This is a genomic window from Kribbella albertanoniae, from assembly GCF_004348455.1.
Classification (GTDB): Bacteria; Actinomycetota; Actinomycetes; order Propionibacteriales; family Kribbellaceae; genus Kribbella; species Kribbella albertanoniae.
This window is the reverse complement of record NZ_SMKA01000200.1, coordinates 1-17,726: the sequence shown is the minus strand read 5'-3', so window position 1 is coordinate 17,726 and position 17,726 is coordinate 1. Positions and strand designations below refer to the sequence as shown.

Annotated in this window: 10 protein-coding genes; 2 read left to right on the top strand and 8 right to left on the bottom strand. The window is 67.6% G+C overall.

Annotation, left to right across the window (positions count from 1 at the left end):
• From E1261_RS31905 to E1261_RS31870, 8 genes are all read right to left on the bottom strand, one after another.
• On the bottom strand, positions 1–2,543 hold a 2,543-nt coding region (locus E1261_RS31905; RefSeq protein ID WP_165952725.1), incomplete at its 3' end, for a YfhO family protein.
• A 122-nt stretch (positions 2,544–2,665) separates the two neighbouring features.
• Positions 2,666–3,850, bottom strand: a complete 1,185-nt coding sequence (locus tag E1261_RS31900; protein ID WP_202875191.1) for a type III PLP-dependent enzyme — start codon at positions 3,848–3,850, stop codon at positions 2,666–2,668.
• Positions 3,847–6,690 (bottom strand): MFS transporter, encoded by a 2,844-nt coding sequence (locus tag E1261_RS31895; RefSeq protein ID WP_202875190.1) that lies wholly within the window; start codon positions 6,688–6,690, stop codon positions 3,847–3,849. The genes E1261_RS31900 and E1261_RS31895 overlap by 4 nt, the downstream gene beginning before the upstream one ends.
• Positions 6,691–6,746: 56 nt before the next feature.
• Complete coding sequence (locus E1261_RS31890; protein WP_202875188.1) at positions 6,747–8,354, bottom strand: IucA/IucC family protein; 1,608 nt, start codon at positions 8,352–8,354, stop codon at positions 6,747–6,749.
• A complete protein-coding gene (locus E1261_RS31885; protein ID WP_132413144.1) occupies positions 8,351–9,532 on the bottom strand; it encodes an ATP-grasp domain-containing protein in 1,182 nt (393 codons plus the stop codon). Before E1261_RS31885 ends, E1261_RS31890 begins: the two co-directional genes overlap by 4 nt.
• Positions 9,533–9,640: 108 nt before the next feature.
• Entirely contained in the window at positions 9,641–10,396 is a 756-nt protein-coding gene (locus tag E1261_RS31880) for an acyltransferase domain-containing protein (protein WP_132413142.1), read from the bottom strand.
• Entirely contained in the window at positions 10,389–14,693 is a 4,305-nt protein-coding gene (locus E1261_RS31875) for a heparinase II/III domain-containing protein (RefSeq protein ID WP_132413140.1), read from the bottom strand. Before E1261_RS31875 ends, E1261_RS31880 begins: the two co-directional genes overlap by 8 nt.
• Complete coding sequence (locus E1261_RS31870; protein WP_132413138.1) at positions 14,690–15,814, bottom strand: LacI family DNA-binding transcriptional regulator; 1,125 nt, start codon at positions 15,812–15,814, stop codon at positions 14,690–14,692. The genes E1261_RS31875 and E1261_RS31870 overlap by 4 nt, the downstream gene beginning before the upstream one ends.
• 232 nt (positions 15,815–16,046) lie before the next feature.
• Between E1261_RS31870 and E1261_RS31865 the strand changes: the two genes are divergently transcribed.
• Both E1261_RS31865 and E1261_RS31860 read left to right on the top strand, forming a co-directional pair.
• Entirely contained in the window at positions 16,047–16,691 is a 645-nt protein-coding gene (locus E1261_RS31865; RefSeq protein WP_238176558.1) for an HAD family hydrolase, read from the top strand.
• 59 nt (positions 16,692–16,750) lie between these two features.
• Positions 16,751–17,716: a TIGR03557 family F420-dependent LLM class oxidoreductase gene (locus tag E1261_RS31860; RefSeq protein ID WP_132413134.1), complete on the top strand. Its 966-nt coding sequence runs from the start codon at positions 16,751–16,753 to the stop codon at positions 17,714–17,716.
• Positions 17,717–17,726: the final 10 nt, after the last annotated feature.

Sequence of the window (17,726 nt, the reverse complement as noted above, 5' to 3'; positions counted from 1 at the left end):
GGTTGGGTGGGGCGTCGGCGGCGGAGTAGGGATAGGGCGGCGACTGTTAGGAGGAGGGCGGCTAGGGCGCCGGCTCCGACCAGGAGGCCTAGGCGGAGGCCGGCTGGGTGGTAGGTGCAGGAGACCTTGGTTGAGGAGCGTCCTACTGGCATGGCCATCAGGCCGGCCATTTGGGTGGGTTTGCGCCAGGACTGGTCGTCGACTCGGCAGCGCCAGCCTGGGGTGCGGACTACGCCCATGACGACGAGGCCTCGGGTGCCGGGGTTGAGTTTGACGTCGATGTTGTGGCCGCCGACGTGTACCTCGGCGGGCTGGCTCGCCCGGAGGGTGGCGACTGCGGCGTCGAGCTTGGTTCGGTCCAGGCAGCCGATCGGGCGTTCCGGCAGGTTGGTCGGCTCCGGCACCCGCAGCTTCACGTCGACCACGCCGCTCGGCCCCGCCGTACTGACCCGGCGGACCGGCGCTCCGCGGAAGATGCCGGGCCGTTTCGCGCCGGTGGTCAGGCTGATCGTCCACTTACGCCCGTCCACGAGGACGTCGCCGACGAACTCGGGTCCGAACAAGTACACCTCGTCACCCGGCGTACAGCGGGCGGTGAGGCGGAACTCGCCCGCCTTCGGCAGGCCGACCGGGTGATTGATCGTCAGCACGCCCGGCCGCTTGTCGCTGACGGTGACCGGGGAGCCCTCGTCGACATACGCGCGCAGCTTCGGGGTCGTGTACACGCCCGCACCGAGCGCAGTCTCCTGTAGTCCGTACGGCGCCCCCAGCTGCGAGACCCACGGCCTCAGCGGACGCACCGTGACGAACGGCGCGACCTGGCTGCGCGCGAGCTGCAACTCCCCCTTCGGGTTCAGCGTCAGCCGCGCACCGACCGAGAACACCGCGTCGACCACCGGGTTCACCGGATCGACGATGGACCGCCCGAACGCCGAGTAGCCGAAGCCGAGGTTGAGCAGCTCCTGGGTGAGCTCGTCCGGAATCGTCGAGCTGTAGTACTCCGGCCCCTCGCCCCCGATCAGCATCGGATCGTTGACGGTGGTGAACGCACCAGGCGCGACGCGCTGCCGCGGCCAGTCGTTGTCCCCCATCACCAGCGCCCGAGCGGTCTCCTGCCGAGCCGCCCAGGCCCGGCCGGTGTGGTACTTCTCGCCGCGATGCGCCTCGATCGCGTAAGACGACGCGCCCGACTCCACCAGCACCGCAACCACGAGCACGACCGGAGCAATCCGCAGTACCCGCTTGGTCGGCTTCCAGCGCGTAACGACCCACGCCGCGATCGCCAGCACCCCGACCACCGGTACGGCGACGGCCGTGACCGCGGTCGACGTCCAGTTGTTCCAGGCGAAGGCATACAGGGCGGCGAGGAAAACAGCCGGTACGACGACCGTCGACACCTTGGTGATCCCCGTGGCCACCGACATCCAGCCCGCGATCACGATCAGCCCGGCGATCACGAACGCCTGCCGGTACGGGTTGCCGTTGGGCGCGTCGAAGCCGTGCCAGATCTCGTGGGTGATGGTGATCTGCATGCTGCCGATCGCCAGCAGGATGGCCGCCGACCAGACGATCCGCTCCCGGAGTGCAATCTTCCAGTTGAAGGGGAAGCTCAGCGCAAGGAGCAGCATCAGGGTCCCGACGGCCAGGCCGGGCGTCTTCCCGACCCCCTCGGTCCCCGGCAGCAGCCGGCCGAAGAAGTACAGCCAGCCGATCGGGTGGAAGGTCTCGTCCGGGCTCGGCCGCGCGTACCCGACCGATTTGAAGGTTGGGACCAACAGCGGCGCCGACAGCGCGATCCCGATCACCACCACGACCAGGCAGCGCGCCGCGCCACGGATCCGGCGCAGCCAGTCGCCGCCCTCGGGATCTCCCAGCACGCGCGCGATCACCACGATCGCGGCGCCCAGCGAGGCCATGTAGACGGTGTAGAAGTGCGAGTACCAGAACAGGGCGATGACGAACGGCGAGACGATCATCGACGGCAGCGAGCGCGATTGCCAGACCCATTCGCAGAGCAGGCAGATCACCGGGAACGCGATCAGCCCGTACAGCCAGCCGGTCATGTAGCCGCCGTCGTCGAACGCCCACCCGCAGGTCGCGTACGAGACGCCGGCCAGGGCCGCCAGCCAGGCCGGGCCGCCCGGACGCAACTTGCGCAGGTACGCCGTCATCGCTGCCGCCGCGCAGGCGATCGCGGTCGCGGAGATCACGTACAGCGCGAGGTCGATCTTGTCCCGCGGGAACAGCAGCACGATCCAGGACAGCGCGGCCCCGTTGTAGGCCATGAAGTCGCCGATGTACGGGACGCCGTACCCGCTGGACCAGTTGAAGAAGAAGTCGCCCGGCGCGGTCCCGGTCATGATGTCGCGCAGGTGGGCGTGCATCGGGATGAACTGCTGCCCGAGGTCGAGGATGTTCCGCGGGATCGACCCGAACGGGTAGCTGCCGCGGATGATCCCGCCGGCGATGTACGCCGCCGCCGCTGCCAGTGCCGCCAGCGGCACTGCCAACCACTCGCGCCCTCGCCCCCGGGCTGCCGCCATCAGTTTCATTCCCTCGCTCGTGACCCCGCAACGCCGTCCGACCTTATCCGAGAGCCCGGCCGTGGGAGGAAAGTTGCCCTGCACAAGCAGGTTGCCCCTTCGGGAACCCGCGGTAGACCGGTTCAGATCCAGTAGAACCCTGGGTGCGGATGCATCAGGAACTCGTGGTGCGAGATGTTCCACGCATAAGCACCCGCCATAGCAAACACCACCCGGTCCCCGGCCCTGATCACCGGGACCGGAATTCCCTGTGCCAGCAGGTCTTTCGGCGTACACAACTGACCGGTCAACGACACCCGTCCGGAGGCCTCCGGACGCGGCCAGGGATGCGACCACTCCTCGACTGGTACGACGGCGAACGGCTGGTCGTGCCCCTTGGTCGCCGGGGTCCGAAGGTGATGTGTACCACCCCGGACCACACCGAACGGCTCCCCCTGGCTCAGCTTCACATCCAGGACCTCGGTCGCGTAGAACCCGCAGTACGCCGTCAGCGCGCGTCCAGGCTCGATCCGAAGCCGCAACTCCGGTCGCCGATCGAGCAGCTTGCGCAGGCCGTCCCCGAACTCGGCCCAGTCGAACCGCGCCGACGGGTCGGCGTAGTCGACCGCCATCCCGCCACCGACGTTCACCTCCTCGAACCGCAGGCCGTGCCGCCCGGCCAGCGCGGCCGACCAGTTCACGATCTGCTCGGCCACCACGAGGTGCTCGGCCGCATTCAGCCCGCTGCCGAGGTGCGCGTGGATCCCGCGCAGCCGGAGCTGCCGGCTCATCGGACCGGCCAGCAGCTCCAGCGCCCGCGCAACGTCGGCCGGATCGAGCCCGAACGGACTCGGTCGCCCACCCATCGCGAGGGCGACCGACTCCAGCGAGCCCTCCGCCACCGGCACGTTGACCCGCAGCAGTACGTCGAGCTGCTGCTCTGGCGCACTGCTCAGTGCGGACGCCACCTGGTAGAGCTCCTGCACGCTCTCCAAGTGCCACCGGTGGACGCCGGCCTCGACCGCGGCAGCGATCTCGGCCGGCGTCTTACCTGGTCCACCGAAGGCGAGCGGCGCACCGGGCGCCACCTGACGCACGTGAGCCAACTCGCCCGCACTGGACACCTCATAGCCGTCGACCGCATCCTGCAACGTCTCCAGTACGGCGGCGTCCGGGTTGGCCTTGGCCGCGTAGTACAGCTCGACCCCCTTCGGCAGCGCCGCCCGGACCATCGCCGCGTGGGCGCGCAGCGCGCCCAGGTCGTAGACGTAGGCGGGCAGCGCATCAGCCGGCAGATCGGCCACAAACTCGCCAACGGTAGGAGTCACCGATCAGCCGCTGCCGCGAGGACGGACTCCGCGAGAGGCGACGGCAGCCGAACGTAGCCGGCACTCCGGTCCGGCAGCCGACCCCAGCGGGTCAGCATGTTGGTCTTCGCAGGCAGCGGCACACCGGCCAGCAGGGCGGCCAGCAGCGGCGGGCAGCCGTTCTGGTCGGCGTACTCGGCGATCACAGCCCGCACCTCGGCCCACAGCCGGCCCTCGAGCGCCGGGCTCAGGTCGGCGACCGCACCGAGCAGGTCGGACACGTGGTTGACCAGCAGGCAGTAGACGACTCGGTCCCAGCCGCGCTGAGCGTCGTACGTCATCGGACCGGCGACATCCGCCGGCAGGCCCGCGAGCGTCTCGGTGTGCAGCTCGTCGACGAGCTTGGTGCCTTCCAAGTCACGGAACAGCACCTGCACCGGCTGGTTATTCGCGTCGACACCGATCAGCACGTTCTGCAGGTGCGGCTCCAGCACCACCCCGTGGTCGAGGTACGCGGCCAGCACCGGCGGAATCAGCAACCGCAGGTACGCCGTCCACCAGGACACGATCTCGGCGTCATCGGCTCCGTCGAGCAGGTGCGAGATGTGCGCAGAGCTGGTCGGGTACTCGTCAGCCACCGCACCTGCCATCAACGGCGTCACACCAGGACGCAGTACGTCGTTCAGCCCGGTCCGCACGATCAGCCCGAACCCCTCGTACACCGCAACATCGGCAGCACCGTCCGCACCCGGCAGAGCGAGCGTGCGGAACGCGGGCTCCCGCAGTACGGCGGCGCCTGGGAACCGAACCGCGAGATCGTCCAGCACGGGTGCGAGCAACCGGGTAAGCGCGACCGCACCAGTCATCTCGTACGCCGCGTTCTTGCGCAGGCAGTTGGTGATCCGGATGTTGAGGCTGAACTTGAGGAACGCATCCGGACCGGCCAGCGTGCGCACGGACGAGGTCGCCGTGAACGGGACACCACCGACCCCGAGGTCGATGACGTCACCGCGCTCGACCGCGGCCTGGTACAGCGGGTTGGCCCGCATCATCGAGAACTGCCACGGGTGCGCAGGCAGCAGCCGATAGCCGTCCGGAACCTCGCACAGGCCGTCGACGAGCGCAGTGATCTCCGGGTCGAGGCTCTCCTCGGCCAGCAGCTCCGCGCGGACCGCTAGATAGCGCAGCTGGAACGCGGCCCGCGACTCCGGCCCGTACGCGGCCCAGTCGTCGCGGTTCTCGGTCCGGGCCTTCGGTGCCGGGTGGAAGCGGTGCCCGAACAGCATCGCCTGCTCGGACTCTAGGAAGCGGTCCGGACCAACAGGCCGGGTCCGGTTCAGCGCGCGGGTGACACCTTCGTGGCTGGACTCGATCTGCGGGAGAAACTCCTCGTTCTCGAACCCACTGCGCAGCGCGAGCTCCCGTCGTACATGATCGGCCAGCTCGTGCCAGGTCAGCTCGGACCAGAACACACCGTGCTCCTGGAACACGGGCCCACTGAAGCGATGGGCTCCGATCAACGCCGTACGGCGAAGTTCGACGCGCAGGACAACCCCGGCGCGCGGCAATCGAAGGAGCAGCCAGCCGTCGTCGACAGCGCTCTGGTGCTCCGGACCGGAAAGCTCGCGCAGCAGGCAGTTGAGCAGAGTGTGCGCGACCACATGGTCGGCGCGCGGTACAGCGGTCGCAGCCGGGGGAAGGGACTGCATGACAGACATAGGTGACTCCGAAGTCGTACGGGGACGAATGAGCAACGCGGCGGAAACGGCTGTGACCAAGGCGGCAACGGTTCCGATCAGCACCGGCGCGGCTGCGCCGAACGCACTGTTCGAGCCAGCAGCAACGGCGCCGGCGGCGACCGCTCCGCCCTTGGAGAAGAATTCGACGGTACCGAACATCCGGCCGGGCGCGCGCCCTCTCGCCGCGTCGGCGGCCAGAATCGACAGGCACACCAGACCGAGCGTCAGCCCGATACCGAGCAGTACGCGCGCGACGACGAAACCGGGCAGGGTCTCAACCACTGCGTGCGCAGCCAAACCAAGGGCGACGAAGCCCAGACCGGCCGCGATCCCGGCGTGCGAATGCCTCAGAAAGCGCCTGTGCACACTGCTTGCCAGCACGAGATAACACAGGTGTGGCAACGCGAACAGCGCCCCGGCGACCGCTCCTGAGGTATCAGGCATCCGCTGCTCGATCAGCGCGATCAGATACGGGAAGGAGATGATCGTCGCGAAGACGAAGGCGAACTCGAAGAAGTACAGCTGCCGCAGGGTCCGCAGCGATGGCGGCGGCTGCTCCGGCAGCACCTCATGCACTTCCACCGACGGATGATCGGGCTCAGGCAACAGAACCAGCAGTACGGCGGCCGCTAGCGGCAGCACGGCCATGATCAGGTACTGGCGATGCGGCGACACCCACGGGCTCAGCGAGCCGACCAGGATTGGTGCCACGACCAACGCAGCCCGGGCACTGCCTTGCATCAAGGTCAGCGCCTTCGACAGCCGATCGCCGGTCAGCGCGGCCGCGAGATAACCGTTGCTGGCGGCAAACGTTCCGCCGAGGAAGCCTTGCAGAACGAGGGCCAGCGTGAAGGCCGGCAGACTGTTCGCGAACCCGGCCGCGAGGAAGGCGATCGACAACCCGAGCTGCGCCCGCAACAGCAGCCGCTTCCGTCCATAACGATCGGCCAGGCAACCCCAGAAGGGCGCACCAAGCGCGCTGAAGACGGTCGGAACGACGTACAGGAGACCTGCCCAACGGCCGGTCGGATCGCCGAGCGAGGGCAGGATCTCGGTCAGGTACGGCGGCAGGCCGAGCGCGGCGAACGAGGCGACGAAGTAGCAGCCGGCAATCGCTGGCACGTGCGACCGGCTGAGCTTCGGCCGCGGGGACGCGATAGGCGGAGTGGCAAGGAGGGTCACAGTGCGAGCCGCAAGTAGTTGGGGCCGGTCGTGTAGTGCTTGTTGATGTCTGCGGCGCCAGAACGCTGCTTGCTCAACAGGGTTCCTGCAGTGACCATCGCCTTGACCGGCAGCCGGTCAGCGTCCAGAAGGTCGGCTCTGAGCGCAGCGCCGTCCGCACAGAGGCGGCCGACGGCCTCGGTCAGGCGGGTGCGCAGGATGCCGAGCAGGTCGTGTTCCGGCAGCGCGAACGCGAGGGACGCCGTACAGAGGTGGACGGTGATGGTGGTGAAGAGATCGGTCAGCGCGCGATCGTCCTCGCCGAAGACCCGGGCATCGGTGAAGTCGCCACGATCCGTCCAGCGCGTCACGTTGATGCGGGGACCGTCGTTGTCCTTGTACAGCAGGCGAATCCGCGTGTTCCCGTCCACGCGGTCGAAGATCACCGAGGTGTTCTGTTGATGGGACTCGACCGCGATCCCGTAGCCGAACAGCGTGGTCTGCCAATCGAGCAGCAGCGTGACGAAGGCGTCGTACAGGTCGGGGACCTTGCCGTCGTAGAAGCGGTCGGCGAGGTGGTCGACGACCCGGCGCCCGCTCGGCGCTTGCGCGGCGAAGGCGGCCAGCGGGACGACGAGCGCGTCGTCCAAGTCGTCGGGAAAACGGCGGAGCAGTACGGCGAACAGCTCGTGGCCGCTCTCGTAGTACGTCTGCTCGTCGGCGTTCAGGATCGTCGTCCGGAACCGCGGTTCGCGAGCGATGATCTCGTGCATCAGCCGCTCGCCCGCGGCGCCGTCGACGAGCACACCCGCCTTGATCGTCCGGCGGTTGCGCGCACCGAGCGTGGCCGTTGCTATCGGCAACTTCAGGTGGAAGCGCGGGTCCTGGACGACTGCCACGGTCCGGGTCGACAGCGTCGGTACGACGTCGAGGTACGGAATCGGACCCAGGACGCCGTCAACCACCTCTGTCAGGGGGTGGATCGGGAGCGTCGTGTGGTCGGTCAGCTCCGGCAGACCGATGTCGGCGGTCGTCGGCCACCACTCCGGCCAGGCGGCCTTCGCAAGCCCCGGTACGGCGACCCAGCGGAGCTGGAAGGTCGGATGGAACTCGGGGGTGTACGCCCGCACCTGCTGCGCGGTCAACCCGAGCCGCCCGCGCGCCGTCGGGTAGACCGGGTGGTCGAGGAAGGCGGCCAGCGTGTCGAACGCGAGCGAGCCGCCGAGACCTGTCCAGTCGGCCGGATCATCGCCGTACCGCTGCGCGAGCCCGGCCAGCACCTCGGCCTGGACCTCGTCGTGCAACTCCATCGTGGCGAGCGTCTGCCGGCACTCGTCGGCGAACGTGTCGTAGCCGCCGCGATCCTCGGCATCGGCCAGGTCCCGCAGTACGGCGAGAATGTCGTCGAGGCCGGTCACCTCCGTGCCGTCGACCTCGAGCAGCGGCCGGCGAGCGCCGTACTCGGCCTGGAAGTTGTCCTCGCCGACCGGAACCGCGATCTGATTCAGCTCGAGCCAGAGCCCATCGGCCCGCTCGACCAGCGTGCTGCCGGTCCGCAGCCCGAGCACGTCTTCCCGGATCAGCGTCGAGAGAACGCGCAGGGTCAACGTCGTGCTCGCAGTCACGACTGGATCTCCCAGACGTGATCACGAACGAACTCCTCGGCGATCCGCAGCAGCGCTGCCTTGTCCGCGCCGATGCCCTGGATCACGCCGAGGTAGTCGCGGTTCGTCCGGTAGTGCGGATGCTCCGCGCCGACCTCGCGGAAGGTCCGGTACGACAACGCGATGCCGTCGACCGTCCGATCGAACGGCTCCGGGGCGGCCGTCAGCGTTCCGGGCCGGTCCGCACAGATGTAGAGGCTGTACGACGTCAGGTCGGAGCGCGCGCCGAGTTCCGCGGGAAGCGATTCCCCGAGGTGGACCCGCAGCACGTGCTCGAAGTACGGGATGCCGAGGATCTGCTCGAGGGCGAGGTCCATCCGGTCGCCGATCGCGCGGTAGTTGACCTCGATCAGACGGACCCGGCCGTCGGCCTGCACGACGAACTCGGTGTGGCAGGCGCCGAACCCGACCCCGAGCGCGTCGAGCTGGGCCAGCACCTGATCCGTGATCGCCTGCGGATGCTCGACGAACTCCAGCGACAACTCGATGAACGCCGGCGGCTCGGAGACCGCCGTACGGAACCCGCCGAGCACCTGGCGACGCGTGCCGTCACCGAGCGTCTCGAGGGTGCACAGGTCACCGGCCAGGAACTCCTCGACCAGCAGTACGACGTCCGGCCGACGCTCCTGAACCTCAGCCGCGAACCGGTTCAGGGCGTCGAGGTCCTCGACGAGCGCGACGTCCTCGCTCGCGACGCCCTCACGCGGTTTGACCACACAGGGGAACGGGATGTCCGTCAAGCCTGGAGCCAGCTCGGCAGCCCAGACCGTGTCGAGACCGGCGTCACTCAGCCAACGCCGGGTCTCCGCCTTGTTCTTGGCCCGGAACGCCGCCTGCCAGTCCTTCCCCGGCAGGCCGAAGTACTGCGCAGCCAGCGCGGCCTGCGTCTGCAAGTGATCGCTGTTGGTGAAGATCGCCTCCGGCCTGCCCCGCCGGGAGAGCTCACCGATCACCTCCCGGAAGTCCCGAACCGCACAGTGCCGAATCTCCGGCGGCTCCGGAAAGCCCTTGTAGGCCTCACGATGCGCGTCCACCGAGTCCGTCAGCACAGTCACCGCAAGCCCGAGCCGCGCAGCCGCCGGGAGAAACCCTTCGGTGACGGAATCGGTCGGATTGAGAGCGAGCAGGTACAGCCGCATACCGAACGATTCCTCCTGAACTGGGCGAGGACTCGATCTTCTTCGGTAAGCCTACCCTTAGTCAATCTACGCGAGGAGACCTCCGTCACGCTGTCCGGAAACAGCGGCTCAGAGCGGTAGCCAGCCGGTGACGTGGTGCCAGTGTTTGCCTTGGGCAAGGTGGTCGGCGATGGCTCGCTGCAAGCGGGTACGGCGGGGTAGGTCGGCGCCGGGCGGGAGGTCGAAGACGAAGGTGATGACGTCGTCGTCGGCTTGGGAGACGACTGTCTCCGGGGTGAAGCGGTGCTGGAAGCGGAGGATGTTGGAGTCCTCGGGCAGGTAGTCGGCCAGCTGGGGGTCGAGGAGCCAGGAGGTGCAGACGGCTCGTTTGTACTCCTCGGCCGGGAAGTGCTTGGCGAAGAACGGGCGGGCGGCGGTCAGCGAGTTATCACAGGCCTCAGAGTTCAGTGGCCCGTCGCCGGGGATATGGATGTCGAGGATCGGCTCGCCGTGCCGCGTGGTGCGGTCGAACTGGAGCCGGCCGAGGCGATAGAGGCTGCCGCGGAAGTGCCGGGCGAACCAGTACGGGCGGACGATCTCGCCGTCGCGGACCCTGGAACCGAGCTGACGCATCGTTGCCTGCGACACCTCCCGCGGCACTCCGCGCGCGGCGTGCCACGCGAGCACGCCCGGCAGGACCGTCAGGTAGGCGTACAGCGGCAGCGTGCCACTGCCGGGCGGCCAGCCCGCCCGACTGTCGAGAGTGCCGAGATCGCGCCGCAACTCCGCGACCGCCGCCGCGAGCTGCTGCTCGTCCGGCGGCGACGCGAGAACTACGGCCTGTTCCGCCTCCGGGATCCCGACCCACTGCATCAGTTCACGCATTCACGACGACCTTCAGATAGCCACCGCCCACCGGAACGGCCTGGACCGGCTGGTTGTTCACCGTCACGTTCCGAACGTCGGGTGCATAGATCCGCAGCGTGGCCGGAGTCGGTGCCACGGACGAGCGCCGTACGTCGATCCGGACAGTGTGCCCCGCGTATTCGATCGAGGCGTTGTCCAGCTTCCGCGATGCCTCGACGTACGTGCGGCCGTCGACCGCTACCGCGGTTCGCTGCAGCAGGTCGACACTCTGCACCGATCCGTTTCGCCTGATCAGCGCGAACCCCTCGTCGTACAGGAGATCGTCCCGACCACCCGCGGCCAGGTCGACCCTCACGTGCCCGTCCGCAATCCGTTGCACCTCTGACACCTTCGGCGAGGTTTCCAGCAGAGTTGTGTACCGGGTCGCCGTCACACCCTCACGACGCGCCAGTACGAACGGGATCGCCGTACCGGTGGACGCCGTCCCCGGCCCGGTCTCGTGCAGCACGGTCGTTGCCTCGGGCTCCAACGCGGTCAGCTTCAAACCGCTCGACCAGGTACCGGTCCACCGGCCGTCCACAGCCTTGCCTTCGGCAACATTCTTCAGCAGGTGGTAGCCGAAGTTCTTGTTGTCCGGATCAAGCACACAACAAGGCGCCGGCGTCATCGGCACGGTCCCGATCGTCAGCGAACCGGCGCCGTGCCACGACTGATCGAACCGATGCGGTTTGGTGCCCTTGGCATCGAACACGTCGAGCGCGTAGTCGTCGGTCAGCAGCACTGCGCGTTCCAGCTCGACATCGCTCAGTGCCGGGACGCTGGCATAAGCACCCTTGACCTCCGCGTCCGCGACCTGCAACCGCGGTGTGGTACCGAAGTACTTCAGACTGCCGCGCAAATTCCGATCCTGGCTCGTCCCGTCCACCACGACCGTGTTGTGCGACACCGTCTCCCGGTACCAGTTCTCGGTCAGATCCGCATTGGAAGCGCCGTACACCTGGCCGAGGTCGGTCGACTGCAGCCCGCTGGCACCAACGACGTCCAGATGCAGCTTGTCGGCATGCCCGTGCGTGCCACCCGCGATCCCGTAGTCGAGCCGCAGGTAGTTCGCCTGGAAGGCATCAATCCCGTGGCCGAAGCTCAACACCGCTCGGCGGGCCGCCGATGTTCGCACCCTGACCGTCTGCGTCGGTACCTCGGCCTGCACCCGGAACTTCCCCGCCTTTGTCCCCAGTACGGCGCCGTCCTTGTCCAGGAAGGTCAACTCCACTGGGCCGGCCCCGCTCAGCGCCAGCGATCCAACGTTGCCGCCCTTCACCGGGACCTCGCGCTGACCATCGACCAGCAACTGATTCGTCCACAGATCCACCTGGTCGAACCACAGCGTTCCGGTCCCCCGCTCACTGCCGAGACTGAGCCGCACCGATCGAGTCGCCGATGGCACGTCCGCATCCACGTCGTACGCCGTCCAGTCCGCATCCCGCCGCAACGCCACACTCCGCGTCGACAGCACCTCCCCGCGACCATCCAGGAAGCTCGCCGACAACCGACCAGCCGTCGCCCCCGACGTCTTGGCCAGCGCCGACAACCGGACCGTCGGAGTGCGCCGACCATCGAGCGGCACGTCCTGCCGCATTCCACGCCAGCCGGAAAGCTCGGCCGCCACTCGAGCCGCACGCTTCCCATCCATCACGACATCCGTCACCCACGAAGCGCCGTCCAGCTTCCAGTACGTCGGTACGCCGTTCGCCGCCGTGGACTCGTCCTCCAGTCCGGGGTTCGGGGCCAGGTTCCGGCCGTTGTGTGACTGCAGGACGGCCTCACCGAGACTGGCGAAATTCGTGCTCCCGACCCGCAATCCGGAACTCGGTGGGATGGCGTCCGCGCCGTACCGCAGCGCCCACCGATCGGTCCGCGGCACCTTCGCATTCGTGTACGCGTAGTCGAGCGCCGCCGCGAACCGCGGATCGCCGTACTGGCCGTACGCGAACTCGGCGAACTGCGTGAAGCTGACCCCGAACCGCCGTCCCCAGTTGCCACCGTCACCGGCCGCCGGAACAGTCAGATCCGGATACAGGTAAGGCAGCAAGGCGGTGTACATCTGCTTGAACCGCGGATCACCGAGATAGTCGTGCTCACCCCTCGCGGCGATCGCCAAGCTTGTCAGCGCCTGCAGAGCGTAGACGTGATAGCTGGCCGAACCCTCCCACCACCAACCGTCGTTCATCCGCGCCTTGTTCAGCAGGAACTCCAGCCCGTCCTCGGAGTCGTGCAGCGCATACTCCTTGTACGCCGAATCGTTGAGCGCAGCACCGATCGAGTAGATCCCGGCGTCGTTCCAGGCTTGGAAATTCGAGGTGGACGTCGGCCAGGAGATCATCAGGTCGGCCAGCGGCCGGAGCAGGTTCTGCTCGATGTCCACCCGCTCGGCCGCCGTCAGCGAGTCATGGATCAGGTCATACGCATCGACCAACGCGATCGACGACACCGCCTCGTCCAGCACCTGGTAGTGCACCCGCCCGTAGAGCCCGTTCAACGGCACCGACACGAACTGGTCGGCGTAGTACTGCAGGAGATCCCGCGCCTTCGCCGCATACCGAGGATCCGCCGTCAGCTGATACGCGAGTCCCAGGTCCGCAGCACCTTGCGCAGCGTTGTAGTGCCAGGTCTCGATCCAGGCGCTGTCATACGGCTCACCGGTGTACACCTTCCCGTCGATCGGACAGGTGTGCTCGGTCGGCTTGTCATAGTCGAACCGCAAGCTGGTGTTCGTGCCCGGACACTTGTAGTTACCGGTCCACGCATTGTGGAACATCGTCTTGTCGAGGGCCCGAGGCAACCAGTTGTCTGCCTCGGTCCTCACTACCTTGCCGAAGGCATCTTTCGCCCAGCCTTGCTCGGCGACCTTCTGCCGAAGTGCATCCAACTCGCCAGCAGTGTTGAACACCTGCGGCTGCTCGCCACGCACCGCTGCAGTCGCAATGGAAGTCTCGAGCCACGCAGTCTGGGTCAGCTCCGGCGCACCAGCGGGAGTCGCCAGCAGCTTGACCTCGCGCGTCGTACCAACTGCCTGCGCCTCAGGCGCGGCGACGAACACCTTCACCTGGGCGGATTTACCAGCAGCCAAGGTGACCGAGTCCGCGTCGAGCCTCGCCGAGTACGGCGCCAAACCCGACTGGTCGAGGCTGAGCCGGAAGGTGTCCGCGACCTCGCGCCGGTTCGTGATCGTCGTGTAGTGCACAACTTCGGAGCCCGCGGCAACTGACTTGCTCACCGCGTCCGGCGATACCCAGCCGGATTCGGTGCTGACACTCACGTTGTCGATCCACGCCGTACCGGTGGCGTTGGTGACCGTCGGGATCACCTGGATCCGCTTGGTCTTCGCCGGCAACCTCATCGTCCCCGAGATCCGCGACCACCCGCGGCTCCCGGTGATCACCCCGGCGATGATCGACGACCCGGTGTAAGTCGTCTGCCCGTTTTCGACGTACGAGAAGCTCAGGCTGACCCGCAGCCCGCCCGGTACGTCGGTGAAGTCCGACGACACCAACTGATCGGTCCGCACGTCCGCCGCCACCGTGACGACTGGCCAGACGGCCTGGTCGACCTGCGTCGTGACGAACCCGCCGACCTTCTTGCCCGGCACGCCCTTCAGCCGCATCGCCCCCTCGCTGAGGTCGTAGACCTGACTCAGGTACGGCGTACACCATCCGGCCGCCGGGCAGTTCGGATCGGTTGTCGTGGTATCGAATCCGGGGTTCGTCACCAGGTTGACCGGCGCACTCGCCGCGACCCGGAGGTCGTCGAACCGCGCCGTCCCCACCGCACGATCGAGCGCCACGCTGACGAACGCCGACACCGTCCCAGCCGGTACGGCGTAGGTCGCGGTCTGCAACGTCCAGTCCTGGGTCCCGTGTAGCCGAACGCCCTGCCAGGTCTTCACCCCGGCCGCATTGACGAACGCGATGTAGACCTTGGCCGCATTGTCGGCGGCTGGACCCGGTACGACGCCGTCGAGTTTCACTTGCCCGGACACCGTCACCCGGGCAGTACGGCGACCGTCGAGTCCGAAGGATGTTGAGTTCGCGCCCTCCCACGCCGTACCGGTTCCGGACGTGACCTTGAGTGCCCGCTCGCCTTGCTGCGCGGTGGAATCCAGGGTTGCACCCGTTGACAGAGTCCAGCCGATCGGCCCCTCAAACCCGGGATTGACGACGAAGTTGCCGGGGGCAACCTCTGGTGCCGGTTCGGCATTCGCACTCACAGGATGTAGCAGGGCCGCGATCAACGCGGCCGCCAGCAGGTAGGGCCTCACATCTCCACCAGCTCTCGACTCGCCGCACCACACGAGGCACGGATGACCAGCCGCGGACGCAGCTGGACCTGATGAATGGGAGCCGTCTCGCCCTGGGTGAGGCGACGCAGCAACAGCTCCGCAGCGAGCGCTCCCACCTCGGCCTTCGGTGGTGAGACAGCAGTCAGCGGCACTTCCCCCAGGTCGGCCACTTCGTCGTCATAGGCAACAATCGCCAGGTCGCCGGGAACATCAAGCCCGAGCCGGCGCGCATGCAGAACCAGGGCTGACGCATCGCGATCACCCAGGCAGAAGACCGCGCTGACCTCGTTGTCGGCGCAGGTCCGGGCGTACTCGGCGATCCCCTCGGTGGACCAGATCTCCCGCCGCTGGTTGACCTCGGGAATCACCGGCAGGCCGAACTCCGCGATCGCCGCGTCGAACCCGGCCTGCACGGCATCCGCCGTACCGGTCCGGAGGCGTCCGAGGTGACCGATCCGCCGGTGGCCGAGCTCGGTCAGGTGCCGGACCGCGGCGTACGCACCGCCTTCATGGTTGGTGCAGACGTACGGCGTCGCGTCGTCCAGCTTGGGATGCGGCGGCCGGCGTTCGATCAACACATACGGGACCGGCAGCTCGGGCAGGTCCTCGAAGAACAGCCCGGGGTCGTCCATCAGATGCAGATTCGGCACCAGCAGGAGACCGTCGACACCGGCCTGGAGCAGCTGGCGGGTCTGCTCGGCCTCGACCTCGAGGTTGTACTCCGAACTCGACAGGATCACCCGCACCCCGGCCGCACTCAGTACCCGCTCGATCCCCTCGATCACCTTCGGGTAGAAGTACGACGTCGACGGCACCAGCACCCCGACGAACCGTCGCTGCAGCCGGATGCCCGACGGCTGAGCCAGCACGTAGGTCCCCGACCCCTGCCGCCGCTGGACAATGTCGTCCTCGATCAGCAGGTCGACCGCCCGCCGGACGGTGTTGATGCCGACCCCGGCCGACCGGGCCAGCTCCGGCTCGGTCGGCAGCCGCCCGCCGACCGTCCAGACCCCGGTCGCGATCTGCTCGCGCAACTGCTCGGCGAGCGCCCGGAACTTCATCCCCCGCGGAACCTCGGCCAACCCGTTCTCGCTCGTCATAGCGCACATCGTGAAACCCGATTCATCCCTCGTCAAGGCATGTATCAGGAATGAATCACCACTTTCCCGCCACCAATCCCACTCAATCCCCAATCATTCCCAATAATTCATTCTCTCCATGGAAGGTTTCTCCGCCAGCCCACCTCGAGCACCCACCAACCACGATCCGGCCGCGCAGATGGCTGAGCCGTGCTCAAGGTCGCAGCTCCCCCGGGCGGATTAGGGTGTGGCGGTGGAGATTGCGCATGTGGTGTGGGACTGGAACGGCACCTTGCTGCACGACAACGAGATCGTGCTGGCGGCGGTGAACGAGGTGTTCGTCGGGTTCGGGGGTACGGCGATCACGTGGGCGGACTGGCAGGCGGCGTACACGCGGCCGATGCGGGTCTCGTACGAGACGGTCCTGAAGCGACTGCTCGACGAGGAGGAGTGGGCGCAGGTCGACAAGCTGTACCACGACCGGTACGACGCGTTGCTCGCCGAAGCGTTGCTCGCGGACGGCACGCAGGACGTGCTGAAGGGGCTGGCCGAGTCCGGGCGGACGCAGTCGTTGCTGTCGATGTGGTTCCACGACCGGCTGACTCCGACGATCGACGAGTTCGGGCTGACGTCGTACTTCACCCGGATCGACGGGCTGGTCGCCGAGGTCGGTGGCGGCTCCAAGGCGGACAGCCTGCTCCGGCATCTCCAGGCGCAGAACCTCGACCCGGCCGACGTCGTACTGATCGGTGACGTGGTCGACGATGCCGACGCGGCCCGGGCTGCCGGGGCCGGCAGCATCCTCGTCAGCACCGGCGCGATGAGCCGGGACGCCCTCGAAGCGACCGGCAGCCTGGTCACCGACTCCATCCAGGAAGCCGTCGCCCTGCTGAAGTAGACGCTTAGAACCTCAGGTCGCGGGCACCGGGTGAGGTGACCCAGTGATCGGAGGAGAGCGTGAAAATCGGGTACTTCCTGTCCAGCGAGGAGTACACGCCCGCCCAGTTGATCGAGCAGGCGCGGATGGCCGAGGACGCCGGGTTCGACGGTTTGTGGATCAGCGACCACTTCCATCCGTGGAACGACGAGCAGGGCCAGAGCGCCTTCGTCTGGTCGACGATCGGGGCGATCTCACAGGTGTGCGAGTTGCCGGTGACGACCGCGGTGACGTGTCCGACCGTGCGGATTCACCCGGCCGTGATCGCGCAGGCCGCGGCGACGAGCGCCGTACTGCTGAACGGGCGGTTCCGGCTCGGCATCGGGTCCGGCGAGGCGTTGAACGAGCACGTGCTCGGGACCGTCTGGCCGACGGTCGACGTCCGGCTGGAGATGCTCGAGGAAGCAGTCGAGGTGATGCGGCGGTTGTGGACGGAGGAGGGGTTCGTCTCCCATCACGGCAAGCACTACACCGTGGACACTGCCCGGATCTACACGCGGCCGGAGCAGCCGCTGCCGATCTACATGTCCGGCTTCGGCCCCGAGGCCACCGATGTCGCCGCCCGGATCGCGGACGGCTACATCACCACCTCACCGGATGCCGAGCTGGTCCATCGCTTCCGCACGAACGGCGGTGGCACCAAGCCCGCGCAGGCCGGATTCAAGGTCAGCTACGCACCGACCGAGTCCGAAGGAATCGAGCAGGCACACCGGATCTGGGGCAACTCCGGCCTCCCCGGTGAGCTGGCCCAGGTGCTGCCGTCACCGCGTCATTTCGAGCAGGCGAGTCAGCTCGTCACCAAGGAATCCACTGCCAAGTCGGTGACCTGCGGGCCGAAGGCCGATGACCACATCGACGCCTTCACGCCGTACGTCGAGGCCGGCTTCGACGAGGTCTACGTGGCCAACATGGGCCCGCACTCCGTCGACATGATGAACCTCTACCGCACCGAGGTACTCCCCGAGCTCCGCCGTCGTCATCCCTAGGAGGAATCAT